This window comes from Microcoleus sp. OTE_8_concoct_300 (assembly GCF_031383065.1).
Taxonomy (GTDB): domain Bacteria; phylum Cyanobacteriota; class Cyanobacteriia; order Cyanobacteriales; family Microcoleaceae; genus Microcoleus.
In genome coordinates this window covers 1-23,927 of record NZ_JANMZH010000691.1, presented here as the reverse complement: position 1 = coordinate 23,927, position 23,927 = coordinate 1, and the positions used below count along the sequence as shown (strand labels likewise).

Annotated in this window: 17 protein-coding genes; 8 read left to right on the top strand and 9 right to left on the bottom strand. The window is 46.7% G+C overall.

From position 1 onward, the window contains the following. Positions 1-59: 59 nt before the first annotated feature. Positions 60-1,562, bottom strand: coding sequence for an Asp-tRNA(Asn)/Glu-tRNA(Gln) amidotransferase subunit GatB (gatB, locus tag ACUVJL_RS31215; protein ID WP_445249379.1), 1,503 nt, complete (start codon positions 1,560-1,562; stop codon positions 60-62). Between the two features lie 541 nt (positions 1,563-2,103). On the opposite strand from gatB, the gene ACUVJL_RS31210 reads away from it, so the two are divergent. From ACUVJL_RS31210 to ACUVJL_RS31200, 3 genes are all read left to right on the top strand, one after another. Then, positions 2,104-5,376, top strand: a complete 3,273-nt coding sequence (locus ACUVJL_RS31210; RefSeq protein WP_445249378.1) for a PAS domain-containing sensor histidine kinase — start codon at positions 2,104-2,106, stop codon at positions 5,374-5,376. A gap of 692 nt (positions 5,377-6,068) precedes the next feature. After that, on the top strand, positions 6,069-9,278 hold the full coding sequence (locus ACUVJL_RS31205) for an EAL domain-containing protein (protein WP_445249377.1): 3,210 nt from the start codon (positions 6,069-6,071) through the stop codon (positions 9,276-9,278). Positions 9,279-9,380: 102 nt separating this feature from the next. Beyond that, a complete protein-coding gene (locus ACUVJL_RS31200) occupies positions 9,381-10,970 on the top strand; it encodes a glycoside hydrolase family 57 protein (protein WP_445249376.1) in 1,590 nt (529 codons plus the stop codon). 168 nt (positions 10,971-11,138) lie between these two features. Here the strand turns inward: ACUVJL_RS31200 and ACUVJL_RS31195 are convergent, their stop codons facing one another. The 4 genes from ACUVJL_RS31195 to ACUVJL_RS31180 all read right to left on the bottom strand — a co-directional run bounded on the left by ACUVJL_RS31195 (position 11,139) and on the right by ACUVJL_RS31180 (position 12,625). Next, positions 11,139-11,330: a PEP-CTERM sorting domain-containing protein gene (locus ACUVJL_RS31195; RefSeq protein WP_445249375.1), complete on the bottom strand. Its 192-nt coding sequence runs from the start codon at positions 11,328-11,330 to the stop codon at positions 11,139-11,141. Positions 11,331-11,384: 54 nt separating this feature from the next. After that, complete coding sequence (locus ACUVJL_RS31190; RefSeq protein WP_445249374.1) at positions 11,385-11,816, bottom strand: hypothetical protein; 432 nt, start codon at positions 11,814-11,816, stop codon at positions 11,385-11,387. 150 nt (positions 11,817-11,966) lie between these two features. Continuing rightward, positions 11,967-12,281 carry a hypothetical protein gene (locus tag ACUVJL_RS31185; RefSeq protein WP_445249373.1) on the bottom strand — a complete coding sequence of 105 codons (315 nt, stop codon included), beginning with the start codon at positions 12,279-12,281 and terminating at the stop codon, positions 11,967-11,969. A gap of 200 nt (positions 12,282-12,481) precedes the next feature. Next, entirely contained in the window at positions 12,482-12,625 is a 144-nt protein-coding gene (locus tag ACUVJL_RS31180) for an endonuclease domain-containing protein (RefSeq protein ID WP_445249372.1), read from the bottom strand. A 514-nt stretch (positions 12,626-13,139) separates the two neighbouring features. Here ACUVJL_RS31180 and ACUVJL_RS31175 point away from each other — a divergent pair. Then, positions 13,140-13,262 (top strand): hypothetical protein, encoded by a 123-nt coding sequence (locus tag ACUVJL_RS31175; RefSeq protein ID WP_445249371.1) that lies wholly within the window; start codon positions 13,140-13,142, stop codon positions 13,260-13,262. A gap of 581 nt (positions 13,263-13,843) precedes the next feature. Here the strand turns inward: ACUVJL_RS31175 and ACUVJL_RS31170 are convergent. After that, positions 13,844-14,917 carry a radical SAM protein gene (locus tag ACUVJL_RS31170; protein WP_445249370.1) on the bottom strand — a complete coding sequence of 358 codons (1,074 nt, stop codon included), beginning with the start codon at positions 14,915-14,917 and terminating at the stop codon, positions 13,844-13,846. 459 nt (positions 14,918-15,376) lie between these two features. Here ACUVJL_RS31170 and ACUVJL_RS31165 point away from each other — a divergent pair, with 459 nt between their 5' ends. The 3 genes from ACUVJL_RS31165 (at position 15,377) to ACUVJL_RS31155 (ending at position 18,197) form a co-directional block, all read left to right on the top strand. After that, positions 15,377-16,159, top strand: coding sequence for an ABC transporter permease (locus ACUVJL_RS31165; RefSeq protein WP_445249369.1), 783 nt, complete (start codon positions 15,377-15,379; stop codon positions 16,157-16,159). A 225-nt stretch (positions 16,160-16,384) separates the two neighbouring features. After that, positions 16,385-17,248 (top strand): aldo/keto reductase, encoded by an 864-nt coding sequence (locus ACUVJL_RS31160; RefSeq protein ID WP_445249368.1) that lies wholly within the window; start codon positions 16,385-16,387, stop codon positions 17,246-17,248. Positions 17,249-17,519: 271 nt separating this feature from the next. Then, positions 17,520-18,197, top strand: coding sequence for a GIY-YIG nuclease family protein (locus tag ACUVJL_RS31155; RefSeq protein WP_445249367.1), 678 nt, complete (start codon positions 17,520-17,522; stop codon positions 18,195-18,197). Between the two features lie 100 nt (positions 18,198-18,297). Here the strand turns inward: ACUVJL_RS31155 and ACUVJL_RS31150 are convergent, their stop codons facing one another. Beyond that, positions 18,298-19,146 carry a DUF3598 family protein gene (locus tag ACUVJL_RS31150; RefSeq protein WP_445249366.1) on the bottom strand — a complete coding sequence of 283 codons (849 nt, stop codon included), beginning with the start codon at positions 19,144-19,146 and terminating at the stop codon, positions 18,298-18,300. Between the two features lie 18 nt (positions 19,147-19,164). Here ACUVJL_RS31150 and ACUVJL_RS31145 point away from each other — a divergent pair, with 18 nt between their 5' ends. Next, positions 19,165-19,974 carry an SAM hydrolase/SAM-dependent halogenase family protein gene (locus ACUVJL_RS31145; RefSeq protein WP_445249365.1) on the top strand — a complete coding sequence of 270 codons (810 nt, stop codon included), beginning with the start codon at positions 19,165-19,167 and terminating at the stop codon, positions 19,972-19,974. A 106-nt stretch (positions 19,975-20,080) separates the two neighbouring features. Here ACUVJL_RS31145 and ACUVJL_RS31140 read toward each other — a convergent pair whose 3' ends face one another. Next, complete coding sequence (locus tag ACUVJL_RS31140) at positions 20,081-20,977, bottom strand: alpha/beta hydrolase (RefSeq protein WP_445249364.1); 897 nt, start codon at positions 20,975-20,977, stop codon at positions 20,081-20,083. Between the two features lie 71 nt (positions 20,978-21,048). After that, positions 21,049-23,610 (bottom strand): leucine--tRNA ligase, encoded by a 2,562-nt coding sequence (gene leuS, locus ACUVJL_RS31135; protein WP_445249363.1) that lies wholly within the window; start codon positions 23,608-23,610, stop codon positions 21,049-21,051. Positions 23,611-23,927 lie beyond the last annotated feature (317 nt).

Below are 23,927 nucleotides of genomic sequence, written 5' to 3'. Positions count from 1 at the left end.
GATCGGGGAAAACCGATCGCCCGCCGCACTATCCGCTACAATACCCCCTTAACGATTGCTTAGCCTGGGCCGTTAAGTTTCGCCACCAGCAGCTCATTGGTCAATTTGGGATCGGCCCGGCCGCCCGTCTCCTTCATCACTTTGCCGACAAAAAAGCCCACCAGCTTAGTTTTGCCGGCTCGGTATTGTTCGAGCTCCTTGGGATTGGCGGCCAAAACTGCATCTATCGCCCGATCGATCGCCCCAGTATCCGAAATTTGAATCAAACCCTTGCTCTCTACGAACTTCTGAGGAGAACCACCGTTGGCGAGCAACTCGGGCAAAATATCCTTAGCGATTTTGCCGCTGATGGTGCCGGCCTCAATTAGGGCCAGCAGTTCGGCTAAATCCTGCGGTTGGAAAGGAATTTCTGTGATCGCCAGCTTTTCATTTTTCAGATAAGCAGTAATATCGCCCATCACCCAATTGGCAGCTTGTTTAGCCCCAGCACCGGCAGCGATCGATTTTTCAAAATACTCCGCCACCGCTTTGTCGTCAGTCAGCACCCGCGCGTCGTAGGGAGAAAGAGCGAGCTCGGTTTCGTAGCGATGGCGCTTTTGGGCCGGCAATTCCGGCAGTTGAGCTTTCCAATCCTGCAATTGCTCGGCCGAAACTTCGATCGGAGGCAAATCCGGTTCCGGGAAATACCGATAATCGCTCGCACCTTCCTTAATCCGCATACTGAAAGTACACTGCCTGTTTTCATCCCAAAGCCGCGTTTCTTGGACGATGGTTTCGCCATTCTCCACAGCTTGAATTTGTCGCTCGATCTCGTAATCGATCGCCCGTTCGATCGCATTAAAAGAGTTCATATTTTTAATTTCCACCTTCGTGCCGAACTCTTTTCTGCCTACGGGGCGCACCGAAATATTCACGTCGCACCGGAGCGAACCTTCCTGCATATTCCCGTCGCCAACACCGATGTAGCGCACGATTCGGCGCAATTCTTGACCGTATTCGGCAGCTTCGGCGCCCGAGCGCAAATCCGGTTCCGAAACAATTTCGATTAGAGGCACACCGGCGCGGTTGTAATCCACCATTGAATAAGTAGAACCGCTCAGCCGATCGCTGCCGCCGTGTACCAATTTTCCGGCATCTTCCTCCATGTGCAAGCGAGTGATTCCGATTTTTTTTCTAGTAGAATTTCCCGTCTCGTCTACCAGTTCAATTTCTAGCCAACCGTTATTCGCGATCGGCAAATCGAACTGAGAAATTTGATAATTTTTCGGCAAATCCGGATAGAAATATTGCTTGCGGTCAAACTTACTGTAAGGTGCGATGGAGCAGTTGAGAGCCAGCCCTGCTTTCACGGCATACTCCAGGACTTTTTGATTTAATACTGGCAACACTCCAGGCATTCCCATACAAATTGGGTCAATGTTAGTATTTGGGGCATTGCCAAATTCTGTAGAAGAACTGGAGAAAATTTTAGTATTCGTACTCAATTGACAATGAGTTTCGAGACCGATAATAGCTTCGTACTGAGTTTGGTTTTTTATCGAAGAGGGTGCAGCAGCAGTCATAAGCGACCTAAAAGACTGAATAACTTTAGATTTTATTTTAGCTTTTTATTGACCAAACCGATTGGAGATTATTTGTAGGTAGGGGCGGTTTCATTGGTGTCAACAAGCCAGTCAAACCCGCAGTCCGGCAGGGGTTGAAACCTCGGCTAGACTGTGGGAAAGCGCGTGGAAAGTTGAGACCCATGGCGATCGGCACAAGCAACGCTCTGCTAGAGATTCGCGATCGATCCCCGCCCCGAGCCACGGCGATATCCTTTGGATCGTCCTCAAACAACAACCCTGTGCAAAAATATATTTAGTGGCCGCTCCCGCCCACACCCTTGCCCCGGAGAGTTTTAGATCGATCGACCACAATTGGCGATCTATCTGCACGCGAAACCCTTTTACTGGCAGTCTTTAATAGCACCGCCCGCCGACACCGATCGGCTCCGCGCACAAATTAAAAATTAAAAATGTATAATTTTACATAAAATTACATATTTTTAATTTTTAAGCTTTAATTTTGAATTGTAAAAGTAACACTTGCCTAAGTGTCAAAAATATGCCTGAAATTCCAGTTGAAAGTGCCACACTGTTTCAGAACAGCATCACTGAGCTAGAGCAGGCGGAATCAGCCCTCGAACTCGCTTGGAACGAACTCGAAAAACAAACAGCAGAAACCATTGCTCATATTGCCAAAGCCGGCTCCGCAAACACACAGGAAATCAGCGACCGCTTGGCGGGGGCGAAGCAACTCCGTCAGCAACTTCAAAGTCAAATAAAACAAGCCAACTCGCGGCTGGAATTTCATCTAGAAAACTCGCCAATGGCAGTTATAGAGTGGGACAGGGAATTTCGGGTTGTGCGGTGGTCGCCAATGGCCGAACAAATATTTGGCTGGAGTGCAGCAGAAGTAATCGGTAAATACTGGCACGAATGGTCAATAGTTCATCAAGAAGACTTCGAGCAAGTGTGCGCCGTTACAAATCAACTGTTACACCGCAGCGAACCCCGCAACATTTGCCGCAACCGCAACTATACCAAAGATGGCTCGGTAATTTACTGCGAATGGTACAATTCTGCAGTAATCGATGAATCGGGAACAGTAGTTTCAATTCTCTCTTTTGCCAGAGACGTAACCGATCGCCACCGCACTCGAGAAGAACTGCACCGGCGCGAGCAAGCTTTCAGCACCCTAGCCGAAAATGCGACTGATATCATCGCCCGGTTCGATCGAGAACGGCGCCTCCTTTACATCAACCAAGCAGTAGAATCAGCGACCGGAAAACGCCCCGTAGAATTAATTGGCAATAGCAACAGACAATCAGGAATGCCGCCAGACTTGTGCGACCTGTGGGACGAGACTTTTCTAAAAGTTTTTGGCACGGGCCAACAAGAAACCATAGAATTTGAGTTTCCCACTCCCCAGGGCATAAAACATTACCACTGTCGAGTCATTCCCGAATTTGCTCAAGACAATTCAGTAGAAACGGTTTTATCCATCGCCCGCGACTTCACAGAACTAAAACAAGTCGAATCCCAGTTGCGAGAAAGCGAATCCCAATTTAGGGCTATAGTTGATTCTAACATGATAGGTCTAATTTTTTGGGATCTTAACGGCAGCATTACAGATGCAAATGCCGCTTTTTTAAACACGGTCAACTATACGCGGGACGATCTGCTTTCAGGAAGAATTAACTGGCAAGAAATGACACCGCCAGAATACGTGAGTTTAGACAGGGAAAAAGTGGCCGAACTGAGGGCGAGAAATACGGTTGTTCCCTTTGAAAAAGAATTTCTGCGCTCCGATGGTAGCCGCGTTCCGGTGCTGCTTGGCAGCACATTTTTAGAAGGAACGCAGCAGTTAGGTGTTAGTTTTGTGCTGGACTTAAGCAAGCGCAAACAGGCAGAATCGGAACTGCAAAAACATCAACAACTTTTAGAGAGCATCCTGACAACTATCCCCAACTTTCTCTACATTTACGATGTAGTAGAAAACAAAAATATTTATGCAAATGAATCTGTGACAGCGATACTCGGCTACACTGCAAAAGAATGGCAAGATTTGAGTATAGATGCTGTCGCTAACTTAGTTCATCCCGAGGATAGGTTAAAGCTAATTACAGGTATGGAGCGGCTAAAACATAGCAGCAATCCCTATGAAACGGATGACAGAGACTACAGAATCAAACACAAAAATGGGGAATGGCGCTGGGTGCACGATCGGTCTACAATATTCAAAAGAACCCCAGACGGGCAAATGAGGCAAGTTATCGGTTCCGTACTCGACATCAGCGATCGCAAACAAGCCGAAGAATCATTAAAACAGCAAAAAGAACTGCTGCAAACTATTTTCGACAACGTGCCGGTCATGCTCGCATTCTTGGGCAGCAGCGGTGAAGTAAACTGGGTAAACCGCCACTGGGAACAAGTGCTCGGCTGGAGTTTTGCAGAAATCAAAGACCACGATATCTTGGCCGAATTTTATCCGCAGCCAGAATACCGTCAATACGTTTTGGATGAAATCCAAGCAGCAAATCAGAACTGGAGCGACTTCCAAACAAAAGTTAGAGACGGGCGAATTATCGACACTTCTTGGGCATATGTTCGCCTTTCCGACGGCAGGTGTATCAGCATTGGTCAAGATATCACCGAACGCAAACGAGTAGAAGCTGAACTCAAAGAACTCAACGAAACTTTAGAAGCTCAAGTCGCCCAGCGTACCGCAGAGTTAGAGACTTTTTTTGATGCTTTGCCTGACTACATTTATGTTGTAGAACGGGACAATATGCGCTTTTCTTTTGTCAACCATCCCCTTGCCGAATTTTCCGGCTTCGACAGCAGGGTGCAGATGCAGGGCAAAACCATTTTTGAGTGCTATCCCAGCGAACTCGCAGAACGATTTTGCCGGGAAAATTTGCAGGTATTTGAATCGGGCAAAAATCTGCACTTCCAAGAAAAGTTTGTGAGATCATCGGGCGGCAAAGCTTACTTCGACACGTTTAAAATTCCGCTGAGAAATCTCGACGGCGAGGTTTATGCTTTAATTGGCACTGCTCGCGATATTACTGAGTTGGTAGAGACAAAACAAGCTTTGTCAGAACGCACAGAGCAATTAGAAGCTGCCAATCAAGAATTAGAATCTTTTTCTTACTCAGTTTCCCACGACTTGCGCGCGCCTTTGCGACACATTTCAGGTTTTGTCAATGCCTTGAAGCAGCGCGTCGAAGCAACTGAGGCTTTGAGCGATCGCAAAATAGTTCACTATCTGGAAGTAATTGAAGACAGCAGCCAAAAAATGAGCCTGTTGATTGACGGTTTGCTGGCCCTGTCGCGGGTGACTCGCACCGAGTTGATGCACATTCCGATCGATCTGACCCGTTTGGTACACACTGCGATTAAATTGACTAAACCCCCAACTGTCGCAGATCCGCCCCAAACTCCGCACAGTGTTGAATTTGCCGTCGGAAATTTGCCGACGGTAACGGGAGATCCAACCTTGCTGCAACAGGTGTTCAGCAACTTGATTAGCAACGCCGTCAAGTTCAGCCGCGGACGAACTCCGGCTACAATAGTTATTGATGCTCTACCGGATGGAACGATTTTTGTCAAGGATAACGGTGTGGGTTTTCAGATGGAATATGCCGATCGGCTATTTGGAGCCTTTCAGAGGCTGCACTCCCAGAGAGAATTTGAAGGTACGGGCATCGGTTTGGCGATCGTCCAGCGGATTATTCACCGCCACGGCGGCACGGTTTGGGCCCAAAGCCAACCTAGTCAAGGAGCCACGTTTTACTTTAAAGTAGGGCAAACAATCTCAAATGGTAATATATAGCAATCCTTGCAGGAGTCGTAAATTTTTTACCCCACCCCAGCCATCCCCTTAGTAAGGGGAGGGAGTAAGAAATTCACAAATGATTTAGGATCGCTATAGATTCGTAAGTTAAGTGTATAAGAGTTTTAAATTCAGAATTTGAAACTTTTAGACACTTAAATAAGTCACAATCGGTGAGAGCATCCAACTTTTGGTTTGACAGGAGTGTTCGCTGTGAGAGATCGAAGCGAAAGATATAGGCTTTGCGGTGCAAGATGCTCGACTCCTAAAAAACGCTTTTTACAGAATTGGGATGCTCCCCAATGGGTTCGGTCAGCCTTCAACTGCGGGTGCTAAATCAAGGTCTTGAGAGTAGAGTATATAATTGATTTGGCTAAGAATAACTAAAAATACCGAGATAAAATTAACCTAACTAATACCAATTTTTTATGAAGCTGCATAGAATCCGATCCCCCCTAGCCCCCCTTAATAAGGGGGGACAAGATTCCGATCAAAGTCCCCCGACCTAAGGGGGATTTAGGGGGATCGAGATATGTGCAACTTCACATTAAATTGGTATAAATCTAAAAAATTACATTTATAGCGGTTCTCAAGAAAGTGAGGTATGCCCTATGCCCGTCGGGTACCTCATGTTACTGAGAAAGGCTATAGCAACAACAAGAACCCCTAATTAAGAACCTCCCCAATACCTTATGTTAGATATAACTCAGACAAACTATCTACTAAAAGTGGTAGCGGAATCAACATTAAAATTGTTGATTGTCGAAGACATGGCAGAAGATATGGAATTAATAGTGCTCGCGTTAGAAGCGGGGGGAGTAAATTTTAATTGGGACACGGCAGAAACTTCAGCAGAGTGCAGAAAACTGCTCCAAAATTGCAATTACGATGCTGTACTATCAGATTACCGCCTGCCTGGTCTCAACGGTTTAGAAGTGTTGAAATTAATGCAGGAATTAGGGCAAAACATACCATTTATTTTAGTAACCGGAAGTTTGGGAGAAGAAGCAGCAGTTGAGTGCATCAAAGCCGGAATGACGGATTACGTATTAAAAGGGCGGCTGTTTAGGTTGCCAACAGTCTTAGAACGATCGCTCCAAGAATACAAAATGCGGCGCCAGCAGCAAGAAGCGATAGCCCAACTTCACCGGCAAGCTCAGCGAGAAGCGATCGTCAACCGCATCCTCCAAGCCATGCGCTTCACCCTTGTACTCGACGAAGTGCTACAAACCACCGCAGATCAACTGCACGAAGCTCTCGAAATCAGCGCCTGCGCTATCTTGCAGCCTGATGCCAAAGGCGGCATCAGAGTTCGCTACATCAGCTCATCATCCGGCAGAGAACGGTTCGTCGGGCTAAATTGCGAATTTGCCGAGCACTACCACTCCTGGCTGGCGGCGGGGGAAACCCTGGCCGTTGACGAGTTATCGACCCTGTGCCCGTCCCTGCAAGCATCAGCAGATTTTGTAGGGTTTCGCGCCGTCGCGATCGCGCCGCTACTCTACCAGCAGTCATTTTTGGGAGGAATTGCGCTCTATCAGTGCGATCGGGCGCGCTCTTGGACCGCCGAAGAACTGTCGCTACTCAAAGCTATAGCGGACCAGTGCGCGATCGCGATCCACCAAGCGGAACTATACCAACAAGCCCAAACCGAACTCGCAGAACGCAAGCGCGCCGAAGCAGCAGTCTGCGGCATCCAGCAGCAGCTAGCCACAATGGCAGCCAACATTCCCGGCTCAGTCTACCGCACCGTGCTGCATCCGGACGGCACAATGTCGATGCCCTACATCAGTCCCGGCGTGCGCGAAGTTACTGGGATCGGGGCCGAAGAAGTAATGAAGCGCCCGGAACTCTTGACCGAAATCATTCATCCAGAGGACAAAAGCTTTTTTGATAGCAGCGTAGCAGCATCGAGAGCAAGTCTTTTGCCGTGCGATCGCCAGTACCGGATCGTTCTGAGATCTGGGGAGGTCAAGTGGGTGCAAGACAGCGCCAGATTTTCCCAGAACGAAAACGGCGACATAATTGTAGACGGAGTAGCTCTCGACATCAGCGATCGCAAAGAAGCCGAATCAGCCCTCAGAAAAAGCGAACAGCGATTTCGATCGCTGATTGAAAACGCCACAGACATCACGATCATTATCGACGGTGAGGGCATCTTCCGCTATATCAGCCCTTCCGTCAAACGAATTTTAGGATACGCGCCCCACCAGGCGATCGGGCGCAGCGCCTTTGAAATAGTTCACCCCGACGACTGCGCCACGATCGCCCAAACCCTCAAAAAAGCCATTGAAAATCCCAAAAGAAGCCAGTCCCCAGTTGAGTACCGAGTCCGCCACCGCAACGGTTGCTGGTGTTATGTAGAAGCTGTAGCCACCAACTTGCTGTACGATCCCGCAGTCAAGGGAATCGTGATTAACTGTCACGACATCACTGGGCGCAAACTCGCCGAGGAAAAACTGCTGCACGACGCTTTTCACGACGCCCTCACCGGATTGCCCAACCGATCGCTATTTACCGATCGGCTGGAACACGCTTTGAGGCTGGCAAAACGGCGCAAAGACTACTTGTTTGCCGTGCTGTTTCTCGATTTAGATAGATTTAAAGTAGTCAACGATTCCCTCGGCCACGCCATCGGCGATCAACTGCTAGTAGCGATCGCCCGGCGTCTGAAAGCTTGTCTCAGGGCCGGAGATACCGTGGCCCGCATCGGAGGAGACGAGTTCGTGCTGTTGCTCGAAGACATCGAAAGCATAAATGAAGCTACCAGCATTGTCAACCGCCTGCAAAAGAAAATCACCTCCCCCATCCTTCTAGACGGACACGAAGTATTTATCACCGCCAGCATCGGCATAGCTTTGAGTTCTGGCGAATACCTGGAACCGACAAACCTGCTGCGCGACGCCGACACAGCAATGTACCGCGCCAAAGAACTCGGCCGAGCCCGACACGAAGTTTTCAACAGTTCCATGCACGCCCACGCTTTGCGGCTGTTGCAGCTAGAAAACGACCTGCGGCGGGCGATCGAATCAATTAGAGACCCGGCCAGAGAAGAAGACTTTCCCCCATGCCCGGCATCAGCCTTACCTCCCTTATCCGCAGCGCCCCAGTTTATCCTTCACTACCAGCCGATCGTGTCGATCGCCAACGGCACAATTACCAGTTTTGAGGCCCTAGTGCGCTGGCAGCATCCTGAGCGCGGCTTAGTTTCCCCAATCGAATTCATCACAATGGCCGAGGAAACCGGCTTGATCGTACCGCTGGGCCGCTGGGTACTGCGCACAGCTTGCCAGCAAATCGGCCAGTGGCAGCAGCTATTTCCAAGCAACCCGCCCTTGAGCGTCAGCGTCAACCTTTCAGCCAAACAGTTTTCTCAGCCAGATTTAATCGAATACATCGACCAAGTTCTCGCAGAAAGTCACCTCGACGGCAGCAGTTTAAAACTAGAAATTACCGAAAGCGTACTCATAGAAAATTCCGAATCAGTAACAGCAATGCTGGTGCAGCTCAGAGCGCGAAACATAGACTTGTGCATTGACGACTTCGGCACCGGCTATTCATCGCTTTCCTACCTGCACCGCTTCCCCACTAATACATTAAAAATAGACCGCTCTTTTGTTAGCAGGATGGGAGGTGATTTCGCCCTCGCCAAAGGAGCCATCGATCCCACAGAAATTGTGCGATCGATCGTTACTTTGTCGCACAATTTAGGCATGGATGTAGTAGCCGAAGGAGTCGAAGAAGCCTCGCAACTATCTATACTCAAAGGATTAAAATGCGAGTACGCCCAGGGATACTTTTTCTCAAAGCCAGTAGACTCTCAAACAGCAGCAGCGCTAATCCGACAGCAAGCAGAACATCAGAATTTGCTGACATTTAGTTTGGTAGAGAAAGGCAATTAAAAAAACACGGCACTTTGTGCGTCCCGTTTCAGCATAAAATCTTAAAATATTTTAAAGCTGTCCCTAACTGGCGTCAGTTAATAACTACGGCATCCAAATCCTATGACTATTGGCTACCTCGCCCTCGTTCTCCACGCCCACTTGCCTTTTGTCCGCCACCCCGAAAGCGACTACGTTTTAGAAGAAGAATGGCTGTTTGAGGCGATCGCGGAAACCTACATTCCCCTGCTGCAAGTCTTTGAAGGGCTCAAGCGCGACGGCATCGACTTTAAAATTACCATGAGCATGACACCGCCCTTGGTGGCAATGCTGCGCGACCCCTTGCTGCAAGACCGTTTCGACGACCACTTGGCAAAACTCGAAGAACTAGCGGATCTCGAAATCGAACACCATAGCGGAAACGGTCACCTCCGCTATTTAGCAGAACATTACGCCGCCCACTTCTCTCAAGTGCGGAACTTTTGGGAAAAGTACGATCGAGATTTAGTAAAAGCCTTCAAACAATTCCAAGACAGCAACAACCTCGAAATCATGACCTGCGGGGCCACCCACGGCTATTTACCGCTGATGAAAATGTACCCCGAGGCAGTCTGGGCGCAAATTCAAGTAGCCTGCGACAACTACCAAGAAAACTTCGGCCGCCGACCAAAAGGCATTTGGCTGCCCGAATGCGCCTACTACGAGGGCTTAGAGCGGATGTTAGCCGACGCAGGCCTCCGCTACTTTCTCACAGACGGTCACGGCATCCTCTACGCCCGCCCGCGTCCCCGCTACGGCAGCTACGCCCCAATCTTCACCGAATGCGGAGTAGCAGCCTTCGGTCGGGATCACGAATCATCGCAGCAGGTTTGGTCTTCCGAAGTCGGCTATCCCGGCGCCGCCGAATACCGCGAATTCTACAAAGATTTGGGCTGGGAAGCTGACTACGACTACATCAAGCCCTACATCATGCCCAACGGCCAGCGGAAAAATACCGGGATTAAATATCACAAAATCACCGGCCGCGGATTGGGTTTAGGCGATAAACAGTTGTACGATCCTTACTGGGCACGGGAAAAAGCAGCCGAACACGCCAGCAACTTTGCTTTCAACCGGGAACGCCAAGTCGAACACCTCAACGGCATTATGCAGCGTCCGCCGATTATTGTTTCACCTTACGACGCCGAACTTTTCGGTCACTGGTGGTACGAAGGGCCTTGGTTCTTAGATTACCTGTTCCGCAAGAGTTGGTACGACCAAAATACCTACGAGATGACGCACTTAGCCGATTATTTGCGGGGAAATCCGACTCAGCAAGTGTGCCGCCCGTCTCAGTCGAGTTGGGGTTTCCGGGGTTTCCACGAATATTGGCTCAACGATACCAATGCTTGGATTTACCCGCACTTGCACAAAGCAGCGGAACGGATGATTGAGTTGGGAAGCATGGAACCTGCGGATGAGTTGCAGTGGCGCGCTTTGAACCAAGCCGCGCGGGAAGTGCTGCTAGCTCAATCATCTGACTGGGCGTTTATCATGCGTACAGGGACGATGGTGCCCTATGCAGTGCGGCGCACTCGATCGCACTTAATGCGCTTTCACAAGCTGTACGATGAAGTGAAAGAAGGCAAAGTCGATTCCGGTTGGTTGGAGAAGGTAGAAGAGATAGATAACATCTTTCCCGAGATTAATTATCGAGTTTATCGATCGCTTTAATGTAATTAGTCTTGGACGCAGGTGTACTCGTTCCCAGGCTCTGCCTGGGGACGCATTCCCGGACGCTCTGCCTCCTCTTTCCTCTTTTTCTCCCCAATTGACGAGGCAGCGCCTCTGGATATAGGTTCCCAGGCAGAGCCTAGGAACCAGTTAATCTCCTAATTAGTATTACACCTTTTTTGAAGCCCTTCTCTTCCACCACAAACCCCTTCCCGCAGCCACAAACGTACCAGCCACAGTCATCGGTTCCGGTACAGGTTCATACTCATAAATTGCACTAACTGCAATATCAGCCGACACCAGACCCCCAAAACTTCCCCTAACAGAATTCCCCTGAATTTGAGTAAAACCCGTTGTCACCAAACTTGCGATAAAAGTATCACCATCGCAGCCACTTAACGCACTCAGAGACGGCTACGAATTATAACTCTTCGACACACTACCCGAAGCCGAACCGCTAACACTTCCCGTACCGCCACTAGCAATCTTCGTTTCCGGCGGACTCGCCAAAACACTCAAAGTCAAATTCGGGTCAACTTTTAGCAGCGGAATATTCACAGCAATACTTACATTAGTCGCCGCCGTTCCCATAAAATCTCCCGTTAAAGGACTAATGCTCACACTATTATTAACAGTAGACTTAACCGTAACATCAGCCTTCAATAGCGTTCCCAAAAGCGAATTCAACTTGGGCAAAACTACATTCGTGCTGCTATTTAACGGCTGCGAACCCAAATTCACAGTGTAAGTTTGAGTAAGATTAGCCACTTGTGCAGAAAAACATTGACTGACAACTGCAAAACTCAAACTTCCGCTAACAATTCGCAACTTTTGACAAAGGTTCATTTCGATAAACTCCTACAATAATAAAGTTGCATTTTGTGGCAGGGGCGGGACGCCCGTGAGATTACTCGGAGCCAGAAGAATTAGTATTATTGAACCGCGAAGGCGCGAAGGACACGAAGGAAGAAGAAGAAGGAAGAAGTAGATAATCTTCTACCGGAGTAATCGTGGCACGGGCGTCCCGTCTGTGATTAATCTGCGCCAAACCAAATTACCCAGCAATGAGGCTAGATAACTCAAAACCCAAACAGTATAAAGTATACTCAAAGGCGCGTAAGCCGCCAAAACCCATTGCGTTTCCGCTGCTTCCTCCATCTCCTTCCTCTGCAACAAGTTCACATAAAAATCAAAGGATCTTTGTCGCAGATTGTTAATGCCAGTTCCAGCTACTAACAAATAATAACCGTCAAATCTATTCAACAAATTCAAATTAATTGCAACTGTCAGCAAGGCGGCTACTATCAACAAATAACTAATTTGATGCTCAACCGAATTTGACTAAGAAAACAGCAACATCCAAACAGCAATTGCCCAAATTGTTACTTAAATTAATACTCTGGTGGCTACTACTAAAACCCGCTGTTTTTCCCTGACTAAACTGTATCAATCGGTTGTATCTGTGTAACATCCCGGGATGAAAAACATAAACAACAACCCAATTTATTTAACTATAACCTGACAACTTTCAATCCATACCTCTCTAAAATCCCGGTTCTTTCTGCATCATATTGTTTCCCCTGTTCCGTAAAATGGCTCTGCCCATCAATTTCAATTACTAACTGTAAAGCCACACAATAAAAATATACAATCAAGTCTATATCGCTTTTTGCGGATGGGGACGATCACTTTTTGGGGATGGAGAGGGGCGATCGCATTTTGGGAGGGAAAGGTCGATCGCACTTTATCTTTTTTTCTCAAGGCGCGAGCGCACAACACAAATTTGAAAAATTGCCAAAATTCCCAGACTTATTCTAATATAAATCCGGGGATATTATCCACTTCTTTAAGGAGCAATTCTTTAGGGTTCATGTCATTTACCTATAAAGACATAAGTAGGTAGGCGCTGTAAAACACAATTCTGTTAAGGATTGTAAAGTATCCTGAGCCCTAAGCGTGGCTAAGTTAGCCCTGTTTACATATTGTTACATAGCTCGGTTTAATCCCGCTTACCTACTTACTGTTGATATTAATGCGGAAAATTATATCGAAAGTTATGCTAAAATTAAACGTTTGTCAATTAAAAGCGACCATCTGGTCTTTGGGCAGAACTTCCGGAGTTTGTACGATCACAAATATTAAAGCCAAATTGAAAAATACTTAAACTACTTGATTGCTAATCAAGATTTGTTCCAGCAGACAATATCCACAATTGGCGGGATGGTGGAAATCGAACAGGTGGAATTGAACCGGAAGAAGAGAGGGAACGTCAGCGCGATCGCCAACAAATAGAATTATACAAGCAAAAGGAACAAGAGCAGAAAGAGCGCGATCTAGAACAAATCGAAATCGGCAGGAAGAACGAAGACAAAGAGAAAAAGCGATCTCGCCAACTTGAGAATATCATCTTTTTTGTCCGAACTGCGATCGGCGGCGGACAAATCTTTTGGGCCAGCTATCCCCTAATCAAAGATACACCCATTAAATAGCAACCCGATTTTTCCCTCCCGCTTCATCCCTTCACGGCGAGGATTATCTGGAGTTTGCTTTTCGGTTTAATATTCAGCCTGCTGATACTGGGTATCCTGCCGCTGGCGAGAAAAATATCCCCCAGAATCCTGCCGCTGGTAAGAAAAATCTTGCCCTGGTAAAGCGGTACGTGACAGTCCATAGTAAAGGTAAAGGGCTGCGGTGCAATGATTTTTCACCGTCACGCACCCTAGGACTGATATAAAACATTGTATTCGTAGGGAAACGGCATTGCCGTGTCCTTTAGCCAAACCGAACGGGAATACAATTCATCAAACAAAAAACCGGGTTTTTGATAAAACCCGGCTACCATGAACAAAAGCAATATTAACACTCCTCACACCTCAATTCTTTAATAACTTCATCCCCATTTTTACCTTGTCCAAAATCGTCTTTTGCGAGACACAAGTAATCAGACAAAGCTTGCCACAATTCAAAGTATCGCGGCGGACTTCCTGAGCTTTTTCGCCGTACCAAATCTCGCGGGCGCTGGCGTTTTTCACATTACCAATCACCGGAAACTCATCACACAATTTCACATCGCCGCGCGTATCAATCCAGTAATTGCGCAGTCCAACGCGACAAGGACGAGTTGAATCAGGAGCTTTTTCTTCCGCAAAGTGAGGAATGATCAATCGCAACACTTCATCGCTGTTCATAATCGGAGCGCCGTTCTTCTTCATTTCAATTAGGCGCTCGATTACTTGTGATAATTCCTCCCAGTCTTCTTTTTCAATCCACAATTCCTCGAATGTTTCTGGCGTCCAGCGGTTGACCGGTTGGAAGTTCACCGTCGTCGCCCCAATTCCCTGAGCCCAGGTGACTATTTCCGGCATGTGGCGGAAATTGAGTCGGTTAATTGTCGGTTTGACGTTGATCGGAAACAGGACGTTCTGTTTTTCTTGTTCTTCGCGCAGATAACCGATTCCTTTAGAAAGCCGATCGAACAATCCCGGTTGACCGCGCAAATAATCGTGCAGTTCTGCATTCGGCCCGTCAACGGACATATTCACATTAAAAGGACGAGCAGCGACAGTTTTGGCCGCATTTTCCTTAGTCATGCAATAGCCGTTGGTGGTGACGCCGGCGTGGATGCCATTTTTATTCGCAAAGGCCAGCAAGTCTAGAAAACCTTTTTTAATATAAGGTTCGCCGCCGCTAAAGTTGATCGAAAATTCGCCCACAAATTCTTTGACGCTCAAGAGGGCATTTTCCCATTCTTCGATCGTCATTTCGTCTTTATATTCTTTGAGTCGCCAATACTCGCACTGGCGGCATTTAACATTGCAGTGCTCGTTGACAATCCCGTAAAAAGTGACTGGGCTTGTCATGTCGTATCCTGTATTGATCCGCAGCGATTCGGCTACTGCACTCTTGGTGTGCTTGACGCCTAGTCTTGATAATGTTAAAGCATCCATGTTTTTTTTTCCTTACGTGTTGTTAGTTAAGTCAATTTCTCGAAGCCTCTTTTGTACGTATGATCAGGTATTGCTAATTACGTATTCCTTTTGACTACGTATACACCATGATAAGTGTTCCGTTTGGGTAGCGCTAGATGTTTGTCAAATATTTATAATATTAAGACTTGTAACATATAAGTATTGCTAATTAATCAAGGGATGCTTTGTGTTAATAGATGAATCAGGTTTAATAATTGCCCAAATATATAGCCTTAAGATTGACTTAAATTAATAATTGTAATTTTTGTTTAAATTTTGTTAAATAACTTAATACTGCCTCTCAGTAAAGCTACTTAAGTAAGCGGTATAAATAATTTAAAGTTATAGTGAAATGAGCAGCCCGTAGAGCAGTTAACTTTACACAAGCTTTACAATAGGGGAATTTAAGTATTAACACGGCAAAAAATGGCGACAAACATGGGACGATATTTTCACGTACTGAAATTGTTCTGGGGGGCGGCGATCGCTGCAGAACTAGAATACCGCATCAACTTTGTCCTCGCGGCCCTCAGCAGCCTCGGAAATCTTGCTGGCAGCTTGTTTGGGCTGTTTTTATTCTACCGTACCGGCTACACGTTTTCGGGCTGGAAATGGGAAGAGGCTTTAGTTGTACTCGGCATTTTTACGCTTTTGCAGGGGTTTTCGGCAACCTTTCTCGCGCCCAACCTCAGCCGTATTGTCGATCGAGTGCAGCAAGGTACTCTCGATTTCGTACTCCTCAAACCCATCAGTTCCCAATTCTGGCTGTCTGCAAACACAGTTTCCCCTTGGGGAATCCCAGATTTAATCTTCGGCGCCGTATTGCTGCTATATGCTGCTAACAAGTTGGGAGTAGAAATCGGCAACTATTTTTTAACAGCAATACCGCTGTTATTCGGAACTATTACTCTTTACAGTATATGGTTTATGTTAGGTGCAACCAGCATTTGGTTTGTCAAAATTTACAACGTTACCGAAGTCCTCCAAGGATTGTTAGAAGCGGGTAGATTTCCAATGGCAGCTTATCCCGCAGCTTATCGATTTTTCTTCACTTTCGTAGTTCCCGTTGCCTTCTTGACGACTGTGCCTGCAGAAGCCATGCTGGGGAGAGGTGAAATCGTTTGGACCGCAGGGGCGGGAATATTGGCGATCGGGCTTTTATTTTTCTCCCGCTACTTCTGGCAATTTGCACTCCGCTTTTACACCAGCGCTTCCAGCTAGTTAAGTACGTAGGTAAGCGGAGGTTCATCTAGATTGTCTATTATGTTTGAGGGGGAGAGGATTTGACAAGGGGGCAATAGGGAATTGAAATATACATCTTAAAAGCCAAACAGCTTATCTAGAAAATATTTTTTTCCTATTTACTTAGATAGTTAAAAAATGTAAAATTACCACATATCCTTGAAAGGTAAACTGGAAATAAACCACGCAAACGAAGGCAAACCAATGAAAAGAAAAAAACTGGGTAACTCTAATTTTACTATCAGCGCGATCGGTCTTGGATGTATGCCAATGTCCTTAAGCGGCAGACCGCCCGAAGATCAATCAATTGCGGTAATTCACCGCGCCCTGGATTTGGGTGTCACCCTAATTGACACCGCCGATTCCTACTGCCAAGATCAATCCGACAAACACCACAACGAGCACCTGATTGCCAAAGCTTTGCAAGAGTACAGCGGAGATATTAGGGCCGTTACTGTCGCCACTAAAGGCGGCTTAATGCGGCCTCAAGGTGCATGGACGCGCAATGGCAACCCCCACCATTTACGCAAGACAATTCGGGAAAGTTTTGAAGCATTGGGCGGCAAGGAACCGATCGACCTTTGGCAATATCACTCGCCCGATCCTGGTTATACAATCGAGGAAGCCCTAACACCTGCAAAAGAAGCAGTAGAAGCAGGAATGATTCGATTTATTGGAGTTTCCAACTTTTCTGTAGAGCAAATCAAACGCGCCCGCGATACAGTAGAAGTTGTCTCCGTGCAGAATCAGTACAATCCGTGGCACAGACAGCCGGAATCAGACGGCGTTCTGGAATATTGCGAAACCGAAAAACTGACATTTTTTCCCTGGAGTCCTCTGGGAGGAAGCCGCCGCGCTACCAGCTTGCAAGATATGCCCGCGATCGCAAAATTAGCAGAAGAAAAAAACGTTTCAGTTTACTGTATAGTATTAGCTTGGTTGATGGCACAATCGCCCTGCGTCGTTCCGATTCCCGGTGCGACCAAAGTATCGAGTATTGAGGACTCTGTGCGGGCGATCGAAGTTAAATTGACTGACGAGGAATTGCAACAAATTGCAGTAAGTTAAGTAGATAAGGGCAAAAAAAAACAATATAGCAATCCTCGCATCATTTGTGTAATTCTTGTAGGGGCAAACCCCCGTGGTTGCCCCCATGAGGCCGGGGTAGGCAAAGAAAGGCACTACCCCTACATCTTTTTACGACTCCTGCAAGGATTGCTATAGAACAGGCAAGATGCCTGTTCCACAAAGAGAACTTTATTGTGGGGTGGGCATCTTACCCGCCCCTGAAAACGGGATTTAATGAGTAAAGTTGACATTTTTTGAGGAATTGGGTTTTATGGAAGCTAATCAAGTGAATGCCGATCGAGACGTAGCAATTGAACATCAAAACGTACCTGTCGCCCATGAAGGACTGCACAACTTTTTATACAGTTCCGACTCAGAACACAGCGCAGCAGCCACTATTTCTGAATTAGAAAATGACGGCACGCAAGTAATGTCGATCGATACGTGGCGCGCTTTAGCAACTAACGCGAAAGTCGCCGGCGTTTACGCTGTAATGGATATTTCCCGCCAAACTCAGTATATAGGTTATTCGCGAAATATCCTGCTTTCAATCAACGGTCACATCGCCCAAAATGGCGCTGAAAATTGTGCTTTCCTGCGCGTGCAAACTTTCAAATTCCCCAAGCGGGAAGAAATGGAAAGTTTGCGGGATGCTTGGATAGCATCTATTGGCAGCATTCCGCCTGGAAACGGTGCTGATAGCGAAATGTGGGCGACTACAGTAGGTCAAGCCGCGCGATCGGCAATGTCTGCCGAAGAACAAAAAGCTTATGAGGAAAAGAAGCTGAAATTGCGCAAAGCAATGGCAGATTCTACTCTTACCAAAGAGTTAGAAACAGCCGCCAAAAGTGACGGCGAACGACACCAACATTTGGAAGCTGCTGTTAACAATGATGACTGGAGTGCCGTGATTCAATCGCAAACCCAGGAAACAAAGTCCGGCGAATAAAATTCGCTGCTACATAAACTTTCGTCCGCCATAAATGGGGGCGGGTTTATGTAGATTATTGGTAAAAATTAAAGAGTGTTAGTGAAGCCGCCCATACTAATTAATGACTAACTTTGCGTTCAGTAACTAAAGTCAAACTTACCCATTCACCCCGCTCATTGTAACTGCGAATCATCCGAAACCGCAAGTCAGGCTCTACCAACCAACCGACCTCGAAAAATATAGGTTTTCTCAATTCAATCTTGACAGGTAAAGTGCAAGAACCGCCGTCAGGAAGGAGCAAAACTTGCACGGGCGAAGCACCTTCGTTAAAGTGCAGAAGTGAACCGTCAATGCTGGCGCTAGAAGTGATAACAGTAGCATTACTGCCAAAAGTAATTTTCTGCCGTAGGCGATCGCTACTTTCTAAATGCAATTGCATCTTGGTAGAATAGGAATCAGGAGAACGCCAATCTGGATACATTGTCACGGCTTCACCCTGCCACTCTCCCAGCAAATCGTCAACAGTTAAAGGCGGACGTTCGGGGACATTTTTATCAAGCTGCTTTTCCCGAATTAAGGTAAGTATTGATAAATTGCCGTCGGTATTGTAGAGCTGAACGAAGCGCAACCGGCGATAATTGTAGATAAAACCAAACTCGGCACCGCACTCAGAATAAGGCGCTAGTTGAATAGTACCCTGAGAAAAAGCTCCATTCTCAAAAAATAGGATATCTCGTCCCAAAGTTTGATATTCTCGAACAAGTTCGCTCACTTCCGGTTCGCCTACACCGCTAGGATTTGGGGAAAACCGACGGAGTTTCAATCGCACAGTTTTGTTGTCATTGAAACCTTCGAGAGAAATAATGCTAGGAGTATCTTGAAGTACCTCTCCTCGCGTTGATAGCTGAGTGAAGGAACCGTGCCATTCTCCCAAGTTTTGCAGAAAATTTTCCCACTGCGCTACCATATTTTTACCTTTGGATATATGTCTAAAAATAGAATTATAACTCTACTGACGGATTTTGGATTAAGCGATGTTTATGCAGGAGTGATGAAAGGTGCGATCGCCCAAATTAACCCGCAGTTAAAAGTCATTGACATTACGCACCAAATACCCTCTCAAAATATTGGGGCGGCGAGGTTTTGTTTGATGACTGCTTTTGCTTATTTTCCGCCGGAAACCGTACACGTTGCTGTCGTCGATCCGGGGGTGGGAAGCAAGAGACGCCCGGTTGCGATTAAATGTGCTAATTGCTTTCTTGTCGGGCCGGATAACGGGTTGTTTAGCGGGGTGTTGAGTCGGGAAAGTGCGAGATCCTCTGTCGAACTCACGAATTCTCAATACTGGCGCACACCTCAACCCAGCAGCACTTTTCACGGTCGCGATATTTTTGCAGCAGCGGGCGCTCACTTGGCCAACGGGGTGGCGTTGGAAGACTTGGGAGAGCCGATCGACCCTGCAAGTTTAGTAGAGTTAGAGATACCAAATTGTGCCGTTACAGCCACAGGTGCAGCAGGCTGCATTCAATATGTTGATCGCTTCGGCAATCTCATTACTAATATCCCGAATAATTGCATTATAGGTAACAATTGGTCATTGACAATTAGCAATAGTTCTGATGCAATTCGCATCCCCAGCGGTAAAACCTACAGCGACAGCCAACCGGGCGATTTAATTGCCATAACTGGTTCTGACGGTTGGGTAGAAATTGCCGTTAATGGCGGCAGCGCTCAATCAGTATTAAAATTGGAATGCGGAGCGATCGTGCAATTGCTTTTTGAAACTAACAATTAAATAGGACTTAGGCATCGGTGTTCAGAAACCGGGTTTTTTACGAAAATACTTTGTTAAAATCAGCAGATTCCCTAAAAAACCCGGTTATAAAGGCGGAGTGCATAAGTCATAGCTTTTTTCGATCGATTACTGTTTCTGCAAAATCCACAATAGTTTGGCGATATTCGGGATTATTAAAAAAAGCATCTCCATTATTGTGCCTAGCATTAGGAACTAGCAAAATTTTTTTATATTCAGGAGAACTAGCATATAACTTTTGGCTCATAGTAGCAGGAACAAAAGAATCGGCAATGCCGTGAACAAACAAAATCGGCATTCGCAGTGATTTAACCTTAGCAAGAGAATCAAACCTTTGCGTCAGCAACAACCGCACCGGAAAAAATCGCATATAAGCATTATTTTCCACCATATCCACCATAGAAGTAAATGAATTGTGGACAATCAAACCAGCAGCTTCGGGATGCCTTATTGCTAACTCAATAGCAACAGCACCTCCCATTGAATGACCATAAAATAAAATTTGGCTAGGCAACAATTGCCGCTGCTTAACTAAATAATTATAAGCGGTTTCCGCATCTTCATATACCCGATCTTCGCTGGGAAAACTGCCTTGACTGCGGCCGTAACCCCGGTAGTCAATCAGCAATACAGAAAAACCCAATTGCCGAAAGCGGTAAGATTGAGCGATATTCGCACCGATGTTCAAACCCCTGCCGTGCAGGTACAATAAAGTTCCTAATGATTTTCGATTTGCGGCGGGCAGCCACCAACCGTGAAGTTTTTCAATTTTGGGCGATCGACCCTTAACTGGCAACCAAACTTCTTGGTAAGGGATGTTAAAAGCATCCGGTGTTTTGGCGATTGTAGGTGTTGGCTGAAATATCAAACGAGTTTGCAGAAAAAACAAGAGTATACAGGAAGCAATGTAGGCGATCGCCCAAATCTTTCCTAAACACAATAGCCCTCTAAAAAAACTTTTTTTTGTCTTGTTTAGCTTGCTCATTTTTGGCATGGCTACTTCTTAACTGCAAGTCTCAGAAACCCGGTTTATTAAAGAAACCGGGTTTCTCATCTTTATCCAGCTACCACGAAATTAACCAACTTTCCAGGCACCACAATTACCTTTTTAATCTCCTTACCTTCCAGGTGACGCTTGGCTAATTCCGACTCGCGAGCAAACTTTTCCAAAGCAGCTTTATCAGCACCAGAAGGCACTTGAATTGTGCCGCGAGTTTTGCCCATAACTTGAATGACCAGCGTAATTTCATCGGTAATTAAGGCAGAAGCATCCACACTCGGCCAACTTTGGCTGTGTACCGATTCACTGTTACCAGTATTGTGCCACAATTCATCAGCAATATGCGGCGCAAAAGGCGCTAACAAGCGAATCAAAGTGTTAATTCCTTCTGCATAAATTGGCGAATCTTTACATTTAGCATCATTCAAAGCATTGCTGAGTTTCATCATTTCCGAAACAGCAGTATTGAACTGATAATCGCCCTCCAAATCTTCGCTCACTGCCTTAATTGCAGTGTGAATCGCCCGCCGCAAATCCTTCTCTGCTTTGCTTAGCACGTCTTTCTCCCCCCCTTGGCAAGGGGGGGCTGGGGGGGGTGCAGCAAACTCTGTCACCAGGCGCCAAACGCGATTTAAAAAGCGGAATTGCCCTTCCACATCAGCGTCCTCCCACTCCAAATCCTTCTCGGGCGGCGCTTTGAATAAAATAAACATCCGCGCCGTATCTACCCCATATTTGCCCATAACTTCCAAGGGGTCAACACCATTGTATTTTGATTTGGACATCTTCTCGTAGAAGACTTGCAAAGCTTCGCCTGTTTGAGGATCTTTGGGATTTGCGGGGTCTATATCTGCTGGGGGAAAGTATTTGCCAGTAACAGGATTTTTATAGGCCATTGCTTGCACCATGCCTTGAGTTAACAGGCGTTTAAATGGTTCGTCACAATCGATCAAACCCCGATCGCGCAAAACCTTGGTAAAGAAGCGGGAATACAGTAAGTGCAAGATTGCGTGTTCGATGCCGCCGACATATTGGTCTACGGGCATCCAATCATTTGTCTTCGCCGAATCGAAGATTTGCTCTTGATTTTGAGCATCGGGATAGCGCAAGAAATACCACGAAGAATCGATAAAAGTATCCATCGTGTCTGTTTCCCGCTTCGCCGCAGTGCCGCAACTCGGACAAGGAACGTTTACCCATTCTTCCATCTTTGCCAAGGGCGAACCTTTGCCCGTAAATTCTACATTTTCCGGCAACAATACGGGCAAATCCGATGCGGGTACGGGAACAGTTCCGCAGGTGGGACAGTGAATTACGGGAATCGGAGCGCCCCAATAACGCTGTCTAGAAATTAGCCAATCTCTCAAGCGATATTGCACTCGCGCTTGGCCACAACCTGCATCTTCGGCAGATCTAATAATTGCTGCTTTGCCTTTAATTGAATTCATGCCGTTGAAGCTTTGGGAATTAATCATAATTCCTGGTTCGGTGTAAGCTTCCGTCAGCGGCATTTCATCATCATCTACAATTACTACTTTAATTGGCAGTTGATATTGATTGGCAAATTTGAAATCTCGCGTGTCGTGGGCGGGTACTCCCATGACTGCGCCGGTGCCGTATTCGTACAGCACATAATCGGCTATCCAAATGGGAATTTCTTCGCCGCTGAAAGGATTGATTGCTTTGCCGCCTGTGGGGATGCCGCGCTTTGGTTTGTCTTCGGCTGTGCGATCGATCTCGCTTTGGGCGGCGACTTCTTTGATGAAGGTTTCTACGGCGGCTTTTCTGTCTGCGGTTGTCACGCGCTGAGTTAGTGGATGTTCCGGCGCTAAAACAAGGTAACTGACGCCGTAAACTGTATCGGGACGTGTGGTGAAAACGGCGATTTTTTCATCATCCATTCCGACAATCGGAAATTCTAAGTAAGCGCCGACTGATTTGCCGATCCAGTTGGCTTGCATTAATTTGACTCTTTCTGGCCAATCTGGCAATTTGTCTAAGTCGTTTAATAACTGTTCGGCGTAATCGGTAATTTTGAGGAACCACTGCCGCAATAATTTGCGCTCGACTTTGGCACCGGAACGCCAGGAACGTCCTTCGTTATCTACTTGTTCGTTTGCTAAGACTGTTTGGTCGATGGGGTCCCAATTAACTGCGGCTTCTTTTTGATAAGCTAATCCTGCTTCTAAAAATTGCAAGAAAATCCATTGAGTCCACCGATAATAATCGGGAGAACAAGTTGTAACTTCTTTTGTCCAATCAAAGGAGATGCCGAGACTGCGAAATAAGCCTTTCATTTGGGCTATATTTTCATAGGTCCATTTTGCCGGGGGAATTCCGCGCTCGATGGCGGCATTTTCTGCGGGCAAACCAAAAGCGTCCCACCCCATCGGATTGAGTACGCGATAGCCTTGCATTCGCTTGAGTCTGGCAATTACATCGATGATTGTGTAGTTGCGGACGTGCCCCATGTGCAGGTTTCCCGAGGGGTAGGGGAACATGGATAAGGCATAAAATTTTGGCTTTTGGGTATCTTCTGGCATCTGGTCTAAGTTTTGCTCAGCCCATGTCTGCTGCCATTTTTCTTCTATGGATTGGGGGTTATATCTGGAATCCACAACAATTGCTCCGTGCAGGGTTTAGTAATGTTTGCTTCAGTATTTTTACACATTCAAGGGGCTTCGATTCTGATTTTTCTGAGCTCCAAGGATTTTGGCTCTAATCTCTGTATTATATATTGTAGTATATGTAATTTTAGCTGGGGGGCGATCGACCAAATATCCCGGTTCGCCCTGAAAAAAGTAAATAACTGCAATCCCCAGAAACCCGATTTCTTTGACAAACCGGGTTTATTAGACCTCTTGCAAAAATAAATAGGACGGGCAAGATGCCCATCCCACAAGAAAAAATAACTCTTGTGGGATGGGCATCTTGC